At 58.7% G+C, this 18,814-nt stretch carries 21 protein-coding genes; 9 read left to right on the plus strand and 12 right to left on the minus strand.

The window, feature by feature from the left end:
* Nucleotides 1-4: 4 nt before the first annotated feature.
* From nthB to ACR0J5_RS00820, 9 genes are all read left to right on the plus strand, one after another.
* A complete protein-coding gene (gene nthB, locus ACR0J5_RS00780; protein ID WP_480649953.1) occupies nt 5-667 on the plus strand; it encodes a nitrile hydratase subunit beta in 663 nt (220 codons plus the stop codon).
* A gap of 25 nt (nt 668-692) precedes the next feature.
* A complete protein-coding gene (locus ACR0J5_RS00785; RefSeq protein ID WP_480649954.1) occupies nt 693-1,040 on the plus strand; it encodes a nitrile hydratase accessory protein in 348 nt (115 codons plus the stop codon).
* A 31-nt stretch (nt 1,041-1,071) separates the two neighbouring features.
* Complete coding sequence (locus ACR0J5_RS00790) at nt 1,072-1,716, plus strand: glutathione binding-like protein (protein ID WP_480649955.1); 645 nt, start codon at nt 1,072-1,074, stop codon at nt 1,714-1,716.
* Between the two features lie 96 nt (nt 1,717-1,812).
* Nucleotides 1,813-2,400, plus strand: a complete 588-nt coding sequence (locus ACR0J5_RS00795) for a hypothetical protein (RefSeq protein ID WP_480649956.1) — start codon at nt 1,813-1,815, stop codon at nt 2,398-2,400.
* On the plus strand, nt 2,397-3,065 hold the full coding sequence (locus ACR0J5_RS00800; RefSeq protein WP_480649957.1) for an ABC transporter ATP-binding protein: 669 nt from the start codon (nt 2,397-2,399) through the stop codon (nt 3,063-3,065). The genes ACR0J5_RS00795 and ACR0J5_RS00800 overlap by 4 nt, the downstream gene beginning before the upstream one ends.
* Entirely contained in the window at nt 3,062-4,231 is a 1,170-nt protein-coding gene (locus tag ACR0J5_RS00805; RefSeq protein WP_480649958.1) for an ABC transporter permease, read from the plus strand. The genes ACR0J5_RS00800 and ACR0J5_RS00805 overlap by 4 nt, the downstream gene beginning before the upstream one ends.
* Before the next feature lie 13 nt (nt 4,232-4,244).
* Nucleotides 4,245-5,015, plus strand: a complete 771-nt coding sequence (locus ACR0J5_RS00810) for a DUF4198 domain-containing protein (RefSeq protein ID WP_480649959.1) — start codon at nt 4,245-4,247, stop codon at nt 5,013-5,015.
* A complete protein-coding gene (locus tag ACR0J5_RS00815; RefSeq protein WP_480649960.1) occupies nt 5,012-5,347 on the plus strand; it encodes a hypothetical protein in 336 nt (111 codons plus the stop codon). The genes ACR0J5_RS00810 and ACR0J5_RS00815 overlap by 4 nt, the downstream gene beginning before the upstream one ends.
* A 2-nt stretch (nt 5,348-5,349) precedes the next feature.
* Nucleotides 5,350-6,249, plus strand: coding sequence for a metal ABC transporter substrate-binding protein (locus ACR0J5_RS00820; protein ID WP_480649961.1), 900 nt, complete (start codon nt 5,350-5,352; stop codon nt 6,247-6,249).
* Nucleotides 6,250-6,300: 51 nt separating this feature from the next.
* On the opposite strand, the gene ACR0J5_RS00825 is transcribed toward ACR0J5_RS00820, so the two are convergent.
* The 12 genes from ACR0J5_RS00825 to ACR0J5_RS00880 form a co-directional block, all read right to left on the minus strand.
* The gene (locus ACR0J5_RS00825; protein WP_480649962.1) at nt 6,301-6,468 is read right to left on the minus strand and encodes a metallothionein; all 168 of its coding nucleotides are present in this window, start codon (nt 6,466-6,468) and stop codon (nt 6,301-6,303) included.
* A 10-nt stretch (nt 6,469-6,478) separates the two neighbouring features.
* On the minus strand, nt 6,479-6,805 hold the full coding sequence (locus tag ACR0J5_RS00830) for an ArsR/SmtB family transcription factor (RefSeq protein ID WP_480649963.1): 327 nt from the start codon (nt 6,803-6,805) through the stop codon (nt 6,479-6,481).
* A gap of 215 nt (nt 6,806-7,020) precedes the next feature.
* Complete coding sequence (locus ACR0J5_RS00835; protein WP_480649964.1) at nt 7,021-8,127, minus strand: asparaginase; 1,107 nt, start codon at nt 8,125-8,127, stop codon at nt 7,021-7,023.
* A 99-nt stretch (nt 8,128-8,226) separates the two neighbouring features.
* Nucleotides 8,227-9,213: a formylglycine-generating enzyme family protein gene (locus tag ACR0J5_RS00840; protein ID WP_480649965.1), complete on the minus strand. Its 987-nt coding sequence runs from the start codon at nt 9,211-9,213 to the stop codon at nt 8,227-8,229.
* 144 nt (nt 9,214-9,357) lie between these two features.
* Nucleotides 9,358-10,098 carry a maleate cis-trans isomerase family protein gene (locus ACR0J5_RS00845; RefSeq protein ID WP_480649966.1) on the minus strand — a complete coding sequence of 247 codons (741 nt, stop codon included), beginning with the start codon at nt 10,096-10,098 and terminating at the stop codon, nt 9,358-9,360.
* Nucleotides 10,095-11,177, minus strand: coding sequence for a pyridoxal phosphate-dependent aminotransferase (locus tag ACR0J5_RS00850; RefSeq protein ID WP_480649967.1), 1,083 nt, complete (start codon nt 11,175-11,177; stop codon nt 10,095-10,097). Before ACR0J5_RS00850 ends, ACR0J5_RS00845 begins: the two co-directional genes overlap by 4 nt.
* Nucleotides 11,174-12,823, minus strand: coding sequence for a hydantoinase B/oxoprolinase family protein (locus tag ACR0J5_RS00855; protein ID WP_480649968.1), 1,650 nt, complete (start codon nt 12,821-12,823; stop codon nt 11,174-11,176). The genes ACR0J5_RS00850 and ACR0J5_RS00855 overlap by 4 nt, the downstream gene beginning before the upstream one ends.
* Nucleotides 12,820-14,913: a hydantoinase/oxoprolinase family protein gene (locus ACR0J5_RS00860; RefSeq protein WP_480649969.1), complete on the minus strand. Its 2,094-nt coding sequence runs from the start codon at nt 14,911-14,913 to the stop codon at nt 12,820-12,822. Before ACR0J5_RS00860 ends, ACR0J5_RS00855 begins: the two co-directional genes overlap by 4 nt.
* A gap of 330 nt (nt 14,914-15,243) precedes the next feature.
* Entirely contained in the window at nt 15,244-15,990 is a 747-nt protein-coding gene (locus ACR0J5_RS00865) for a porin family protein (protein WP_480649970.1), read from the minus strand.
* Between the two features lie 183 nt (nt 15,991-16,173).
* Nucleotides 16,174-17,403, minus strand: a complete 1,230-nt coding sequence (gene sstT / locus ACR0J5_RS00870) for a serine/threonine transporter SstT (protein ID WP_480649971.1) — start codon at nt 17,401-17,403, stop codon at nt 16,174-16,176.
* A 213-nt stretch (nt 17,404-17,616) separates the two neighbouring features.
* The gene (locus ACR0J5_RS00875; protein WP_480649972.1) at nt 17,617-18,084 is read right to left on the minus strand and encodes a cysteine hydrolase family protein; all 468 of its coding nucleotides are present in this window, start codon (nt 18,082-18,084) and stop codon (nt 17,617-17,619) included.
* A 17-nt stretch (nt 18,085-18,101) separates the two neighbouring features.
* Nucleotides 18,102-18,515 carry a VOC family protein gene (locus tag ACR0J5_RS00880; protein WP_480649973.1) on the minus strand — a complete coding sequence of 138 codons (414 nt, stop codon included), beginning with the start codon at nt 18,513-18,515 and terminating at the stop codon, nt 18,102-18,104.
* Nucleotides 18,516-18,814: the final 299 nt, after the last annotated feature.

Below are 18,814 nucleotides of genomic sequence, written 5' to 3' on the forward strand. Positions count from 1 at the left end.
GCGTATGGATGGCATTCACGATATGGGCGGGATGCACGGGTTCGGGAAAATCCCGCGCGACAAGGACCGTGCCTTTGATCATGACTGGCAAAAACGCGCCTTTGCCCTGACCGAAGCCTTGGCCTGGTCGGTTCCCTTTTGCGCCGATCAGCACCGTTATGCGATTGAGCGTCTTGCACCCGACGACTATCTGCGGCTGGACTATTTTGAGAAATGGGCAATTGCAGCCACTGCTCTGGTTCGGGAGGCGGGTCTGGTGGACGCGCAAGAGGTGGCTTTGGGCCGCAAGACGTATGACATCCCGCATGATGACCATCCCGCAGTTGGCCCGGCTGAGGTTCTGGCCGCGACCAAGGCGGGGGCTGAGATGACATTCCCGTCCGCCACGGCTGCTCCGCTGTTTTCTGTTGGCCAAACGGTACGTGTTCTGGCCAACAGCCCCGCCGGGCACACCCGTGTCCCGCGCTATGTACGCAACCATCTGGGCAAAGTCATTGCTGATAACGGGGTTTTCCAATTCGCCGATGCAATGGCCGCAGGGCAGGGTCCCCAGCCACAGCATTGCTATACAGTGGAGTTCCTGGCCTCTGATCTTTGGGGCGACGCGGCAGAGCCCAATGGCCGCGTCTGTCTGGACCTGTGGGAGAGTTATCTTGCAGCCGTTTGAAGACCATAAGCACGCGCTTGCATCGATGCGCCAATCGATCCCGGGCTTGGGCGAAACTGGGCCATTGTTCTGGGTCCCATGGCAAACCCGGGTTTTTGCGCTTGTCGTGGCTATGGTTGAACAGGGGTTCTTTCCCTGGGCCGTCTTTCAAACCCGGTTTGCAGCTTTGATCACAGAAATGGAAAAGCATGAGGCCGCGCATACGGCCAGATCGGTTGAAAGCCGGTATTTTGAATGTTGGCTGCAGGCGGTAGAGGAAACGCTGGCCGATCAGGGAATGCTGGGGGCTGCGGACATCGATGATAAGATGGATAGCTTGCGCCACTCAATCGCTGAGATCAGAGCCGCCCAGACACATCACGCGGACGGGTGAACGGCTGAAAATGAAACGATAGGAAAAGCAGATGGCGATCCTGTATCATGCACCCCTTACATGCTCATTGGCAGCGCGGTTTGCGGCGGCAGAGGGCGGCGTTGATCTGAACATTTCCCCCGTCAACCTGTCGACCAAGAAACTGGCCTCGGGACAGTCGCTCTTTGACATCAACCCGATGGGGCAGGTGGCGGTTCTGGAGTTGGACGACGGGAGCAGGCTGACCGAAACCTCGACCGTGATTGCCTGGATTCAGGCGCAGTCGGCCAATGATTCTTTTCGGATCGATCCTTTGGACCCTTCGTATTTTCAAATGCTGCGCTGGTTGACTTTTTGCGCGACGGAACTGCACAAAGGTCTGTTTCGCGTCGTCTTCTATCAAGAAGCCACCGAAGAGGTAAAACACCGCGTTCGCGCGTTGGTGCCGAGACGTTTTGAAATCCTTGAACGTCAGCTGAGCGAACACGACTTTTTGCTGGGTGACAGGTTTTCAGCCGCAGACGCCTATCTGACCTGGTTTTTCGTTTTGTCCGATTACGCTCAGGTCGATCCGTCCCCGTTTCCGCAACTGGACGCATACCGCCAGCGCGTATTGGGGCGTACGGCGATTCAAGAGCTGATTGAGGCGGACAGGCAACTGGATCGGGACCTGAAACAGAACCTTTTCGCCGGTTGAAGCCACGCGACGCACGACAATTGCTGAAATGGTCAGGCTAAAATAGATCCAAACCGCAATTCTTTACGTATTCGAATTAGTTTGGGACTGAGATTAGTGCGTCAAGAATTTCTGTTAGCCGCGGTGTTCTGTCTGGGCGTCGGCATTTTTGCCGGTGTTTTTCTGTTGTCGTCAGAAGGTGCGGGTCGCGCGTCAGACACAACGGCCTATTCCGTATCGGGCATGCCCGGGATGACGGTCGCCGTGGCGCATGAACTGTCGGACGAACTGACACCAGCCTTGTTGTTGGTCGTGTACAGCGCGTTTGCCGAAACGCAGGAAGACGCAATCTATGACACGCTGGCCGAGGTCACGCATGGGGATGCGCTGGAATACCTCTACCTTGAGCGGGTCGGCGCAATGGCAGGCGGCGGGTTGGAGGAGGCGGATCAGACGATCCACGAAATTAACATGGTCAGCAGCGATGTAGCGCGCGATGGCGCGACGCTGGCCATTGACGCCACATGGCAGGTCATCGGCACAGTGGGACATGCGGAACACCTGCACGTGCGGGGTAACACCTACAGCGCAGATCTCTCGATCTCTCCGGTCGAAGGGGCGTGGCGCATAACCGATTTCAAACTGCGTGAGGTCAATCGCGATGCGGCAGGTGAAACGTTCCTGGCCCCGGAAGATGATCAATGATCCGCATCGATGACCTTGCCTTTGAATACGCGTCAGGCGGGTTTCGCCTGCACATTCCCCGGTTGGAACTGACCGAGGGCGAACGGCTGGCCATTGTGGGCCCAAGTGGCAGTGGCAAGACGACCCTGTTGAACCTGATTGCCGGAATTCTGCCGCCGGATGCGGGGCAAATCTCGGTCGCTGGTGTGGACGTTGCCACGCTGACCGATGTCAGGCGGCGTCAGTTTCGCGCCAGTCATATCGGTTTTGTCTTTCAGGATTTCGCGCTGCTGGACTATCTGACCGCCCGGCAAAACATCCTGTACCCCTATCGCATCACTCCGGCGTTGCGACTTGATGCCAGCGCCCGCAACCGGGCAGAGGATTTGGCCAATGCCTGCGGGATTGGTGACAAATTGGACAGGCATCCCGCCGCGCTTAGCCAGGGCGAGCAGCAGCGGGTCGCGATTTGCCGGGCATTGGTGACGCAACCCAGCCTCATCCTTTCAGATGAGGCGACGGGCAATCTTGATCCCGAAAGTAAAGGGCGCATTCTCGATCTGTTGTTCGAACAGGCGTCCCATGCGGGCGCGACCCTATTGGCCGTAACCCATGACCATGAACTGCTGCCACGTTTCGATCGGGTGATTGATTTCGCGCAATATCGCGAGGTGGCGGCGGTATGAATGCGGTGTTTCTTGCCTTTGCCTATCTGCGGTTTCACTGGGCGCGCAGCCTTGTTCTTGTGGTCACTGCCGCCCTGATCATGTTCGTGCCGATTGCCACGCAAATCCTGTTGGCCACCAGCCAAACCGCCCTTGTCGCGCGAGGCGAGGCGACCCCGCTCTTGCTGGGCAGCCGTGGGTCGCAGCTGGATCTGACCATGGCTGCGCTCTATTTTTCCGACGAACGGCCCGATCCGATTGCCATGCGCGAAGTGGACGCGATCTGGGATGGTGGGTTGGCCTTGCCGATACCGGTGCATACTGCCTTTTCCTCGGACGGGTTTCGCATTGTCGGCACCACGCTGGACTATTTCGACTTCCGGGGCCTCACCCTGTCCGACGGGCGCGGCCTTTCATTGCTGGGCGATGCCGTGATTGGTGCATCGGTGGCCGAGGCGCTGGGCAAGGGCGTTGGCGACAGTCTGGTATCGGCCCCCGAAAACCTGTTCGATCTGGATGGAACCTATCCACTGGAAATGCCAATTGTCGGTGTTCTGGCCCCGACAAATACACCCGACGACCAGGCGATCTTTGTCGATATCAAAACGGCCTGGGTGATTCAGGGGATCGGCCACGGGCATGAAAACGTGGTCACTGCCGCAGATGTCGCCGCAGGAACTGCAGCGCTGGCAGATGCCGCCGTGGTTCAATACCAACGCATCACGCCTGAAAACATTGACAGATTTCATTTTCACGGCACGCAGGCCGGTTTCCCGGCCACTGCGGTCATTGTCGCCCCCTATGACACACGGGCATCCACGATTTTGAAAGGTCGTTATCTGGATCGCGACAACCCAAATCAGTTGGTCGAGCCTGCCCGCGTCATTCAGGGATTGGTCGATCGCATCTTCCGGATCAAAGCGCTGTTGAACGTCGTCACCGCGATCATTGCCGTTGCGGCAGTCGCAGCGGTCGGGCTGGCCGTTTTCCTCAGCTATCGGCTGCGTGCACGGGAAATCGCGACGGCTGTCAAGCTGGGGGCCCGACGGGGGATGGTTCTGCGCCTATTGGCGGCAGAGACCGTGACGTTGCTGTGTGTGTCAGGGTGTATCGCGGCCCTTGGGGCCGTATTGGTTTCACGAAATGCCGAGACGTGGGTGGGTTGGCTGCTCTCGCTTGGTGCATGAGAAAGGGAGAATAATGGGAAGACATATTGTTTTAGCGGCTTTGGTCAGCAGTATCGCAGTGTCACCGGCGCTGGCCCATTACGGCATGATTATTCCCAGCGATCCCATGATCAGCCAGGAAGACGGGCGCAGCCTGTCGCTGATCATGTCGTTCTCGCACCCGTTCGAACTGGACGGTATGACACTGGACAAGCCCGCGGCCTTTACCGTCACGCATGAGGGGAGCACGACCGACATCCTGAGCAGCCTTCAGGACGCAACGGTCATGGACGAACAGGGGTATACGCTTGACTACCCTCTGGAACGTCCGGGCACTTACATTTTCGCGATGGAGCCCGAACCTTATTGGGAGCCTGCCGAGGATGCGTTCATCATTCACTACACGAAAACCTATGTGACGGCCTATGGCGATGATGAAGGCTGGGACACCGAACTTGGCCTGAAAACCGAGATTGTACCCTTGTCCAAGCCCTTTGGACTGTGGGAGCACAACGTGTTTCAGGGCATTGTGAAAATGGACGGTGAGGCGGTTCCCTACGCCGAGGTTGAGGTTGAATTCCTTAACGACGGAGCAGGCGCCACCGTCCCTGATGAGCTGATGATCACCCAAACCGTAAAGGCCGATGCCAATGGCGTGTTTACCTATGCCGCGCCGTCTGACGGCTGGTGGGGGTTCGCGGCGCTCAATACCGCGGATTACACCTTGCCGCAGGATGGAGAAGACAAGGCCGTTGAGCTGGGCGCGGTGATCTGGGTTCATTTCGAAGACTGGACCGGCCAGTGATCCGCGCGTTTGGTTTGGCGGCGCTTTGTGCCGCTGCCCCTGTGGCTGCGGTCGCACACGGTCTTGTCGTTTTTGCGTCTGTCGACTGTGACGTGGTAAATGTCGAAGCCAAATTCTCGAATGGCAAGCCAGCCCGCAAAGGCGATGTGCGCGTGTTGGATGGCCAAAACGACGTGTTGGCGACGTTAACGCTCGGCAGTGACGGCACCGCGCAGATCCCGCTGGCCAATGTCGACCATTCCACCGGTTTGGTGATCGAGGTCGATACCGGCGGGCATGACAATTACTGGATTGTAACGCCCGAGGATATTGCGCGTAAATGCGGGAGCTGAGGATGAAGCGTTTTTGGGGCCGCGCTGTAGCTGCCTTTTCCATGCTGATAGCAGTGGGTGCAGCGGCGCAGGAACGACCGCAGGTGGTCGCGGTCAACTACCCTTTGACTTATTTTGCCGAGCGTCTACTGGATGGATCCGCTGATGTTGTGTTCCCGGTGCCCGACGGGGTTGATCCGTCCTTCTGGCGGCCCTCGATCAGCGATATCAGTAGGGTACAATCGGCGGACCTGATCCTGTTGAACGGTGCGGGGTTTGCAACATGGGTTGATCGCGTATCGCTGCCGCGATCCCGTTTGGTGGACACATCTGGGGCGATCAAGGATCAGTTCATCGTCACCGAAAGTATCACCCACAGCCATGGCGACGGTGGCGAGCATTCACATGAAGGTCTTGCCGCGTACATCTGGCTGGATCCGACTTTGGCGGCTGCTCAGGCCGAAGCGATTGCGCAGGCGATCGTGTCGCGCAATCTTGCCCCGCCCGACGAGGTGTCAGCGCGTCTGGAAACGCTGCGGGATGATCTTGAGGCATTGGACCAGAGTGCCCGGAATGCGGTTTCCCAAATTGGCGGGAGTGTCGTGATCACGACGCATCCGCGGTACCAGTATTTCGGGCAGCGCTACAATCTGCGGATTAAATCGCTGGACTGGGAGGCCGGTGCCAGCCCTGATGCGGAACAGCTTGCCGTGCTGCGTGATCTGAAACAACAGACCGGGGCGCGAATTTTGATTTGGGAAGCCAAACCAGATGCTGCAGCCCTGCAGGCCGTTAGCGCGTTGGGTCTGGAAAACGTGGTGCTACCGCCATTGGCGCATCCAGCGCCCGACGGCACGTACCTAGAGGTCTTGGCCCAGGCTCTCTCTGATCTCTCGGAAATTGGCCAGCGTATCAACAACTGACGGGGGGGCATCCACACTTTAGAACAGCGTGGATGCCGCTGAAATCAATACTCACGCGTCGCAGGCACAACCGCTGTGGCCACATCCAACGCCGTCAGGGTGGCCATTCGCGCAGTTGTCACTGCAATAGTTGCGGTCGTTTTTCTTGACCGCATCCTTGATGTCCACGATGCAAACGCAGGTGTCGCAGGCGCATTTCTGTTGGGTAACTGTCGTCATAGTTCTTCTCCTATACGATGTCGTCCATTGGGTCTTGGGCATGTGTGAAAACATGCTCGATCATGATCGTCAGAACGCGGCGGACACAGGCATCTGCCATTGTGTAAAAAACCTGCTTGCCGCGTCTTTCCGATTTCAGAATCCGGGCCGACCGCAGCAGCCTCAGATGATGACTGGTCAGTGACGGAGACGTGCCAAGCTTTGCGGCGATGTCCCCCGCGGACCGCTCTTGTTCCATACAAGCGATTACGATCGACAAGCGCGTCGGGTCGGCGAGGAGCCCGAAGGTCTCCGCCAACTGAGTCGTTTGGTCAATATGCAGGTCTGCGCTTGTCATGGAAACATTTAAACACTTGTTGAATTGTTGTCAATAACAGAGGCAACTTGAGGCTGTCCGACCGAACTCGCAATAGCGCAATCTGCGCGCTATTTGTGGTGAGAAAAAGCACAGCTGCCCAGCGGTGAAATCGGGCGCAACCTTTGCTGGTGCCCGTCGGTTCGAGAACACTCCGGCTTGCGCTGGAACCGGCCTGCTTAGCCCGGTATGGGTGTCTATTGCTTGAAAAGCTTCTTCAACGCTTTGGTGTCCGGCCCGTGATGCAAAAGACCGGCGATCAGCAACAGGCGCGCTTTGGCTGCGGGTAAGTCTCCGGCCAGAATAACGCCGGCCTTTTGCAGGGTTTCACCGCCCCCGGCATCTCCGTAAACGGGTTCGACATTGCCGTGATAGACACGCGTCGCGATCACCACCGGAATGCCTTTTTCCAGTGCGTATTTGATCGCGCTGAACATGTTCGCATCCACATTGCCCGCACCGACCCCGTTAACCACAAGCCCCTGTGCGCCGGTGTCAACCGCGTGGCGCAGCAATCTGCCGTCCGATCCTGAATAGGCCATGATCACCGGCACATCCGGCAAAGAGGATGGTAAAGGATCGGGCAGGGGGACATGCACGCGGTGCAGGCGATCATTGAGCCTTTGCACCTGACCGTTGAACACATAACCCAGATACCCTTTTTCCCCTGAATTGAAGGTCTGAACATTGGTTGTCTGGGTCTTACGGACATGACGGGCCGAGTTGATGTATTGGTTCAACGTAACCGAAACCCCCCAATCCTGCGCGTTCGGAGACAGCACCTGTACCACGGCGTTGTACATGTTTCCCGGGCCATCGGGGTTGGGGCTTGAGGCGTTGTTCATCGCACCTGTAAACACCACTGGTTTTTTGCTTTTCAGCGTCAGATCGACGAAAAATGCGCCTTCGGACATGGTATCGGTTCCATGCGTGACCACGGCCCCCTGAATGTCATCGCGCGACAGGATCTGGTCCAACCGCACACTTAGCTGCGCCCAGTCCATCGGTGTCATCTGCGACGAGTCGATATTGCTGAATTGGTCTACACCGATATTGGCCAACTTTGACAATCCGGGGACCGCGGCAACAAGGTCCTTGGCCGAAACGGCGGGCACGGCGCCACCTGTGTCGGGATCGATCCGTTCGGCTATCGTGCCGCCGGTTGCTACGATGGCGACGGAGTATAGATCTTCGGACTGCGTGGCGAATTGCAGTTCTGGGCTGTGTTGTTCGGCTTGCGCCGGTACATTTGTCAGAACGCCGAAACTCAGAACGAACGGTGTCAGGTTTCGCAGGATATTCATTGTCAGCCTTTCAAAGAACAGGACCGCACGCTTGGGGTCGTGCCCCCAAATAAGTCATCCATTGTCGAAAGTAACAACGAATTTCTGCTGTTTGCGGGCTCAGTTCGTCTGAACGTCTTTGACCACGCGAAAGCCGATATGATTGGTGCCCAGGCTCAGCTCAGCCGGTTGGCGCCCGGCGGGGCGGTAGCGACGGCAGAAGTTCGGGGCACACAGCCATGACCCTCCTTTGACAACCCGCATCGGCCCCATGGCCGAGTTGGCATAACGTTTCGCAAACTGCGCATCGGGCCCCTGAGGGTCGGGCTCTTCAGAGGGGATATGGCCTGGAATCCACCAATCCGATACATGCTCCCACACATTTCCGGCCATGTCATGCAAGCCAAACCCATTGGGCGCAAAGCTTGCAACCGGAGCCGTGCCTGGATGACCGTCCTCGGCCAATTGCTCATTGGGGAAGCGGCCCTGCCATGTGTTGGCTTTCCAGCCTTGCGCAGGGTCGTACGAGTCGCCCCAGGTATAGTTCGCGCCCTCTAGCCCACCGCGTGCGGCATATTCCCATTCGGCTTCGGTCGGAAGACGTCCTCCGGCCCATTTGGCATAGGCGGCGGCATCTTCTGGTGAGATTTGCACGACCGGGTGGTCGTCCATCCCATTAATGGAGCTGCCGGGGCCGGTTGGGTTTTGCCAGCTAGCACCGGCCACGTAGCGCCACCACAGATTGGGGTTCTCGCGGTCGACATGTTCCGAGGGTTGCGCAAAGACCATGGATCCAGGGGCGCGCAAATCGTCGGGAACGTTTGGAAACTTGTCCTTGTCCAAACCCTTTTCAGCGGTCGTTACATAGCCGGTATCCGCCACGAATTCCGCAAACTGGGCATTGGTGATTTCCGTTCGACTTATGCGGAAACTGCTGACATCTACCGGATGCACGGGGGTTTCTTCGGGCCGGTAGCGTTCAGACCCCATCAAAAATGAGCCAGCAGGAATATCGACAAAACCGTCGTCACGGGACCAATAAGAGTAGCCGGCTGTTGCCAGCACACCAATGATTGCGACACCCGCGACCGCTTTTGTTTTCCACATACCGCAAACCTCTCTGGCCTGAATTTTCGGGGAGCTCAAAATCTCAAGTATTTGTATATCTTGTTTCAATTCGATTTTCGGGTCATGCGCAACCCAATTCGCCGGGTCCGGGTTGGGTTTGCCATCAGCTTTGAACCTTGCAATCTATCTGCAACGTTGCAACAGCTGACCGAACCCTGTGATGGGATCCGCAAGGCCCACCATCTGCAGCGCCTGAAACATTATCGCCTGGTTTGATGTGATCACAGGTTTGCCAACTGCCTGTTCCAGCCGGTCGATGGTTTCAACGCTGCGCATGTCGGTGCAGGACAGGACCAGTGCCTGAGCGTTTGGATGATCCGCTGAACGGCCCAACTCAAAAACGGCATCCGGGTGCAACGCGCCCTGGCCTTCGTTGTCCAAAGCCTCGGCAATCTCGGACCGGTGGACTGTTTCGAAACCCAAGGTCGCGAGAAAATCCACCGCCATGTCGTTAATTGCGGGCACATAGGGAGAGGCGAAACCGATGTGTTTCACCCCCAACGTGTTCAGCGCATGGGCCAGCGCCCCGGCGGCAGTCACCGTTTTGGCCCCGCTATTGGCGCTGATGCGTCGGGCAAGGTCCCGGTCAAAAGCTGGACCATGGGTCAAGGTCGCCGACGTGCAGCCATAGAGAACCACATCCGGCTTCGCCCCGGCCAAAAGGCGCAAGGGCTCCTCCAGATCGGCGGCCCCGAGATCGTGCATTTGGGCCTCATCGGGAATTTCATCTTCGTCATACCCGCCCATCCGGGCCACGTGCAGTGAAATGCCCGCCGGGGCTATCAGGGCCAGATCGGGTTCGAGATTGGTGTTGGTGAACGGAACCAGCACCCCCAACCGGGCGCGTCCTCGGGATATGGTCATGTCTGGCCCTCTGATTTCCAGCGTTTCAGGATGGTGATTGCTTTGCCCATCGCCTCGCGTGGGCCGACGGTCATGCGCAAAGTGTGCGGCAAGCCCGCGCCCCCTTGAGGGCGTAGGAAAACGCCCTCGGATCGTAGTGCGTTGTCCGCACTGGCTGCGGCCTTGGGACTGCCCATGTCCAAGAGCAGGAAATTGGTGAAACTGGTGTACGGGCAGAAGCCCGCATCCTGCAAATCAGTGGCGGCCTGATCCCGAAAGGCGGCGGTCATCGCGCAGGTCTCGCGCACATAGCTGTCATCCTGCACCGCCGCTATAGCCGCAGCCTGTGCGCTAGCCGGAATGTTGTTCGGGTTCATGGCCTTGCGCATCTCAGCCGCAATGGCGCTCGGAAACAGCCCCCATCCAACGCGAAACCCGGCCATGCCGTAAGCTTTGGAGAAGGTGCGCAGAACGACCGTGTTGCCCTTATCCACCATATCGAAACACCGTTCACTAAGGTGGTCGGCGAATTCGCCATAAGCTTCATCGATCACCAGCAGGATGTCAGGCCGTAATCCTTCTCGCAGGCGGGTGAGCTCGGATTTGGGAATGCGCGTCCCGGTCGGGTTTCCGGGGTTTGCAACAAAGACGATCCCGGTATCCGGCTGGACTGCGGTCAACAGTGCTTCCACGTTGACAGTGGCATCCGTTTCCGGGGCCGTGTCAAACCGAGCAGCCGCCAGTCGCGCGGCTGTCTGAAAGAAAGGATAGGCGTGGGCAGGGGCCAGCACCGCCCGATCCGACCCGGCGAACACCCGCGCCAGACATCCAATCAGGTCGAGCGATCCGTTCCCGCACAAGATATCCCCGGGGTCGATCCCGTGCCTGTTGGCCAAAGCGTGGCGCAGGTCGCTCCAGTCAGGGTCGGGATACAGCATCGACGTGCCCATGGTTCCCATCGCGGCCTCTTGCACCTTTGGGCTGGGCGGGCGCAGGCTTTCGTTTTGCGACAGTGAGATCAGCGGTTTGTCGGCGGGCGCGTTCAGATCGGCCAGCGCGTAGGGCGACATGCGCGCGATATGCGCGTTTGGGTGGGTCATGAGGGCCTCCGATACAACGTGCGTGCGGCCTTGTCGCTGACAAGCCCCGCGCGGATATCGGCTTGCAGCGCTTCGTCTGATCGGTCCTGCGGCGGTCCGAAACCACCGCCACCCGGCGTTTCGAAAACCAGCGTCTCACCAGCCCTGATCCGAACCTCGCCTTTGCCCGGAAGCGGTCGGTGTCCGGGTTGCACCGTGATGCGCCCGGGGGCACCGTCCAACCCACCATCCCGACCCTGCGCAGGGTTTCTGATCCGCTCGACCGACAGAAACAGCATCAGGTCCTGATCCTTTGCGGCGCTGAGTTCGATATGCTGGCCCAACCCGCCCCGCAATCGTCCGGCACCGCCAGAATCAACCCGCAGCTCTCGCCGGTGAAACAGGACCGGGGCTGTGGCCTCGGTCGTTTCGACCTGACTGCCCCAGACGCCGCTGGGAAAGGCCGTGGCGGACAGGCCGTCCAGATGCGGGCGCGCACCGGTGCCACCATTGAAGACCAGTTCCAGCGCAAAGAGATCGTCGCCGCGATCCACCGCCTCCGGCGCGTGGCGCAGGGGCAGGTCGTACATGCAAGATGCGCCCTCAGCCGGAACTTTGTCGGGCAGGGCTTGCGACAGGCAGCCATAGACCAGATCAGGCGTCATCTGCCCCAGCGTGTGCCGCATGGCCACCGGGGCCGGAGGTTGCGCGTTCAGGATACACCCCTTGGGCCCGGTCACACGGAACAGGTCAAGCGAGCCTGCATTGTTCGGGATGTCCGCCCCGATAATGCAGCGCAGGGCAAAGACGGAATAGGCGGTCGCATAGTTCAGCGGCACATTGATCCCCTTGCCCACACAGCCTGCGGTGCCGTCGAAATCCAGCAGCAGGTGATCGTCGGCAATGGTAAGGGCAGCGTGCAATTCGATCTCATCTTCGTACCCGTCGACCGTCAGCACATGCCGCCACGTGCCCTTGGGCAGCGCAGCGATGGCGTCCAGAGTGCCACGACGTGAGGTTTCGATGATGTAATCCGACAGGGCGCGCAGGTCCGATAGCCCGAATTCCTGCATCATCTGAACCAGCCGCACCGATCCGGCCTCACAACAGGCAATCAGCGCATAGATGTCTCCCTCATTGGCGATGGGCTCGCGCGAGTTCGCTTTGACGATCTCCAGCAACAGGGCGTTCACCTCGCCCGCGTCGACCAGTTTGCACGGAGGGATCAGCAGCCCTTCGTCGTAGATGTCCGCGCCTTCGGGCCCCATGCCCAACCCGCCCAGATCGACCAGATGCGAGGTGCAGGCCGTGTACCCGATTACCGCCCCCTCAAAGAACACCGGCATCATCAACAGAAAGTCGTTCAGATGGCCCGAGGCGATCCACGGATCGTTGGTCATGTAGATGTCGCCGGGCTTCATCTGGCTTTGGGAAAAGCGGGCGCGCAGGGTTTTGACGGCCTCGGCCATGGTGTTGATGTGCCCCGGCGTGCCGGTTACGGCCTGTGCCAGCATCCGGCCCTGCGCGTCAAAAATCCCGGCCGAGATGTCGCCGCATTCACGGACAATGGGGCTAAAGGCCGCGCGGATCAGCGCCTGTCCCTGTTCCTCGACCACGGCCAGAAGGCGGTTCCACATCACTTGCAGGCGGGTATCTGATGGGATCATGGTTGAACCTCCGTGGGCCGGGTCAGCCAGATATTGCCCTGGCCATCAATGGTGGCGCTGAAATCGGCGCTGACGAATGTGGTTGTTTGGGCCTCGATGATCAGGGCCGGGCCGTTGAGCGTTGCGCCGGGCGTCAACTTGGACCGGTCGAACACGCCCGCTGCACGCCATTGTCCGGTGACATCGCACAGGATTTGGCGGTGTTCGGTTGCCGTGACCTGCTGTCTTGCCGGTGGGTCAGGATACGGCTCATGCGCTGGGGCGGGAGAGGAGACGGACAGCCCCCAGTTCAGGATTTCGATGCTCATGCCCGGCACGATCCGGCTGAATTGTCGGCTGTATTCGGTTTCGAACGCCTGCCGCAAAGCGCTAAGGTCCGCCGGGGTCAGCGCGCGGTCGGGCAGGCGGATTTCGATCTCATGCCCTTGCCCATGATAGCGCATATAGGCCACCCTTCGTTGCAACAGCGTGCCCATGGGGGCTCCGGCGCGGACGACCTGTTCGGCCTCTGCCTTCATGTTTTCAAAGAAACGGTTCAGCCCGTCTATGTCCAGGTCATCCAGCCGGGCATAGCGGGATCGGATCACCTCGTAAGAGACAGGAGCGAACAGGAACCCAACGGCCGAGCCGACACCCGGATCACGCGGGACCAGTATGCGCCGCATTTGCGCGCGCCGGGCCACGCGTGTGGCGTGCAAGGGGCCGTTGCCACCGAATGCGATCATCAACCGGGCGCTCAGGTCTTTGCCGGATTCCACGGCATGCATGCGGCCTGCGCTGGCCATGCTTTCATCGACGATCTCGCTCACCGCAAAGGCTGCCTGATCGGGGCTTAGGTCCAGCGGGTTCCCAACATCCTGCGTCAGGGCCTGCGAAGCCGCATTCGCGTCGATCCGCAGGCGCCCCTCGGCAAAGCGCCCCAGTTCGATCAGACCCAGAGTCAAGTCGGCATCAGTGACAGTTGGCGTGTTGCCGCCTTTGCCAAATGCCGCAGGGCCGGGATCGGACCCCGCGCTGTGGGGGCCGACCTGAATGCGGCCCAGACGGTCGACACTGGCGATTGAGCCGCCTCCGGCACCGATCTCGATCATCTCGATCACCGGGATGCGCACCGGCATGCCCGAGCCCTTGATGAACCGTTCCGCGCGCGAGATTTCAAACTTGCGTGCTGTCTGAGGGCGAAAACCGTCGATCAGGCACAGCTTGGCTGTGGTGCCGCCCATGTCAAAGGACAGAACATCGGTTTCGCCGGTTGCTTCGGCGATGCGGGCGGCCAGAACGGCCCCTCCGGCGGGGCCGGATTCCACCAGACGTATCGGCAGCCGGGCGGCAGTGTCCAGCGTGGTCATGCCACCGCCTGCCGTCATCATCAGGATCGGACAGTTAAGACCAAGCTGGCGAAACCGAGCTTCAAAATCCTGCAGGTAACCGGCCATGAGCGGTTGCACATAGGCGTTGGCGATTGTGGTGCACAAGCGGTCAAACTCACGCGCTTCGGGGCTGACCTCATGGCTCAGCGAGACGACCAGATCGGGCATGTGCCGGGCCAGCAGGTCGCGCAGGGCCAATTCATGCGCGGGGTTGGCATAGGCGTGCAGCAGGCAGATGGCGACGGCCTCAACCCCTAGCGTCTTCAACGCCTCGACCAAAGGCGCAACGCCTGCCACGTCCAGCGGCTCCAACTCAAGCCCCGTGGCATCCATGCGCCCGCCGATGGTCAATGATCGGGTGCGGGGTACGATCAGGTCCGGCTTGACCAGATCAATCGCATATTGGCTATAGCGCCGCTCATACGCGATTTCGAGGATGTCGCGAAATCCGCGCGTGGTGATGGTGGCTGTAGCGGCTCCGCGCCGCTCGATGAGGGCGTTGGTGGCCAGTGTCGTGCCGTGGATAAATCCGCGAACCTGCGCCCAATCGGCCCCCGCGCTGTCCAGCACATGGGTTGCGCCTGCAACCGCGCCAAGCGCGGGGCGCTGCGGTGTGGTGGGGGTCTTGGTGGTCGCCGCCACGCAAGAGGCATCGTCCAAAAGGACGGTATCGGTGAACGTCCCACCGATGTCGATTGCCATACGCAATCCATCTGTCATGGTCATTGAGGTATCAGCCTGAAGAAGGGAAACAGACCCGCGCCGGGTCAGATGAAAACGGTCTGTTCCGGCGGGTCAGGCGACCAGATCGCACCCGGTTTCGCGACGCATCATCGGTTGTCGAAGCGTGGGTCTCACTGCCTTGGGTCCTTATCTTCTGACAGAATGGACTGTGGGCGAAACCGCCCCCGTTCGTCAACAATTCTTTGGCGAGTGGGGCGGCACGGCGAAAAATGCAAGACGTTGCGCCGCCCCTCACGTCGCATGGTGCGATAGGTCATCTGCATCCATGATGCATTGGAGAGATGGATAGTGGGCCGATCCGTCCCCTCAGAACCGGTAGGCAGCCCCGATCAGTGGCCCGGACTGGTCAAAGGAATAGTCGCTGCCGTCAATGTCGTGATCAAATGAGATATAGCGGTATCCGCCGCGCAACAACCACCTGTCGTTGATCTCATAATCCGCCGTCAGCAGAACGGACCACGTCTCGCTGCCGCTGCGAAAGCCGCCATAGTCGACATAGGCCGTACCGCTCCAGGCATCGGAAAGGGCAACGCGGGCGCGAACACCGACAACAGGGTCGAACCAGCTGTCATCGGCGGTGTTGCTTTGCGAGGCTCCGCCTCCTGTGGTCAAGGCGAAATCTGTATCGGTGCTGTACCACCTGAATCCACCTGCCAAATCAACCTGCATCGCCTGGTCGTCGCGCACCCGGTAACCCAGCAGACCGGTCAGAAACTGCGTTTTGACCGAGCTGTCCAGGGATCCTCCGGCAGGGCCGCTGCTGCCGAAAGACAGGTTGGTGTAATTGTAGTCGGCCAGAACGCTCCATTGACCGTTGGTCGCTGAGATTGCGCCCATAAAGGCGAAATCCAGGTTTTCCAGCGCGTCCGAAAAGCTGAGCGTGGCGTCCAGAGTGCCCTGGGGTGTCTCGAAACTGGTCTCGGTCTCGGGCATGAACAGATAAATCGTCGCCTCATAGGACCAGTCGGAATCTTGGGCCAAAACGGAGGAACCGATCAGCGTGAAAAGTGCCGCGCCAAACGCTTTTTGCCCTGTGCGATGAAAATGTGCCATTCTATCCCTCCGGTTTCTATTGCTTTGATTTGAATGTGTTTTGGCCGATAGACTAACGGCTAATATATTGCAATATTAACATTTTTATCGGTGTCCGCTCAAGCAGTCACTGTGAACTTCTTTGAAGTTGGCCCGCAGCGGCTGATCTGTTTCGGCCGCTGCAGGCCAGTTTTTGTCGGGCGTTCAGGCCGCGACCTGTTCCATCGGCAGTTTACTTGGGTAGGGATCCCCTTGCTTGTACGACCCGGCCGCCGTGAACAGCACATCGGTGGAAGAGTTCAGCCCGGTTTCAGCCAAGTCCTGCAACACGCCGATGATAAAGCCGATGCTGACCACCTGCATCGCGGTTGCGTTGTCGATGCCAAACAGGCTGGCTGCCATCGGGATCAGCAAGAGCGACCCGCCCGCAACGCCCGATGCTCCGGTCGCGGCAATGGATGCGATGATGCTGAGGAACAGCGCCGAGAGGAAGTCGACCTGAATACCCATCGTGTGCACGGTTGCCAGCGTCATCACCGTGATGGTAATCGCCGCGCCAGCCATGTTGATCGTCGCACCGATGGGGATGGTGACCGAATAGGTTTCCTCATCCAGACCCATGCGGCGGCACAGTTCCATGTTCACCGGAATATTGGCGGCCGAACTGCGCATGAAAAACGCGGTGATGCCGGATTCCTTGAGGCAGGTGAAGACCAGCGGATAGGGGTTCTTGCGGATGCGCAGGAATACGATCAGCGGGTTCATCACCAGCGCCATAAACGCCATGCAACCGATCAGAACCAGCAGCAGGTGACCATAGCTGGCCAGGGTCGCAAATCCGGTTTCTGCAATGGTCGACGCCACGATGCCAAAGATACCAATGGGGGCAACTCGGATGATGGCCGCGACGATCTTGGTTATGGCACTGTCCAGATCGGACATGATTGTCTTGGTCGTGTCGCTGGCATGGCGGAACACCAGCCCAAGGCCCACAGCCCAGGCCAGAATGCCGATGTAGTTCGCCTGTGCCAGCGCGTTCACCGGATTGTCGACGATTTTCAGCAGGATGTTCTTGACCACTTCGGCCAGACCGTCCGGGGCCTCAAGCAATTCGGGTGTGCCGGTCAGGTGCAGGGTCACCGGGAACAGATAGCTGGCGGCCACCGCTACCAGAGCGGCGGCAAAGGTTCCCAGGATGTACAGCAGTACAACTGGCCCCATGCGGGCCTGACTGTCTTTTTTGTGGTTGGTGATCGCGGCGCAGACCAGGATCAGCACCAGAACAGGTGCAACCGCTTTCAGCGCATCGACAAAGAAGTCGCCCAGCAACCCAACGGCCGATCCAGCGGCTGGCCAAAATGTGGCGAGAAGGGCACCAGCCACAAGACCGATGATGATTTGCGTAACCAGGCTACCGCGCAGAATGAAATTCATGGGGACCATCCTGTATGAACAAGGGCCTGCCGGGCTCGTCCGTTTCGGCAGACACGGTTAAAAATGAAGGGATGAGGGGAATATGGCCGCTCTGAAACCGATTTAAACGATGGCGCGCTTTACGTATCGTAAGTCCAATTACCTGTTCGCACCGAACTGCGCTGAAATTAGAATAAGTTTCAGTGGTATATAAGAATTTTATCCTGTCCCATGTCAGGCGATTTCTAAATGATTCTTCATGATCTGACCAAAGTGATGACGCCATAAATCCAGCCCAAGCTTACCGCTGCGATCAAGGGAAGACCCGACAACTGCATCTGCGATCATGGTCGGCTGAAGCCCCGCATCGAACAGAGCGAACCCTGCGGCCAGCACACAGGTTTCTGCCTGAATACCGCACACCAGAACGCGGTCGATATTCCAGGCGCGGAACTGTTCAATGACCTCTGGCGGCGGCCCGTACCCGTATTTCAAGACGGTCTTGTCTGTATGAACAAGGCTGTCATCGATCGAGCGGGGCTTCCATCCAAGCTGTTTGAAAAAGGGTACCTTTGCTTCGTCATTGCGTTCGACCGTAGCGATGGATGGAAAGCGCGTCGCAACATGCTGGCAGCGTTCGACCAACCAGTCCGGCGGGTCAAAGCTGGGTTGAACATCTACGACCAGTACAGCTTGTTTCAACTGCGGCTCCTTTGGTTTCAGACCGCTTGGTGAACCTCGATGATATTGCCTTCGGGGTCGTGAAAGAACAGCTGATGCCATTCCTTGGCAAAGGCGGTTCCGTAGTCCGAGTAGTGAATTCCGTTGTCGTCCAATAGCTTTTTGAACGCCTCGATATCATCGGTGCGAAAGGCGATATGGCCGCGCTCAACCGGGTTGATCGCCTCGCCATGTTTGAACGCAACATCCAGATTTCTTTCGGCAAGATGCATTTGCATCGTGCCATCGGTGGCAAAGCGGATTTTACCGCTGTAGCCCGAGCTTTCGGTTTCATCCGAGCGGGGGAAATTCTCGATCGGAATATCCGCAAGCCCAAGGACCTGAGTATAAAAACGGTGCAACCGCTCGACATTATCCGAGACATAGTTGATGTGGTGAAATTCAAGCTTCATGACGCGCGAGCCCTTAGGTTGCCAAGTGTTGCTCACCAAATCCCAAGAACCACAGGCTGGCAAGTCATGACTATCTGGCCAAGCAGCGGCACTTTGGAAGAATGAAGCCAAAAAGGAACCATGGCACTTTAGAGTGTTTGCAGCTGGGCGGTCCTTCCCAAAAGCTATTTGAAAGCAGGGACTTCCACGTGAGAAACGTACCGTTTAGACGTGCTTTAACGTCGATGGGACGGAAATCCGAAGGCAGATCAGCAGCTTTTCGAAGAGTCTCCTTTTTTCCAAGTAAGGTATTTCGCGAC

This window comes from Ruegeria sp. BE1 (assembly GCF_056538885.1).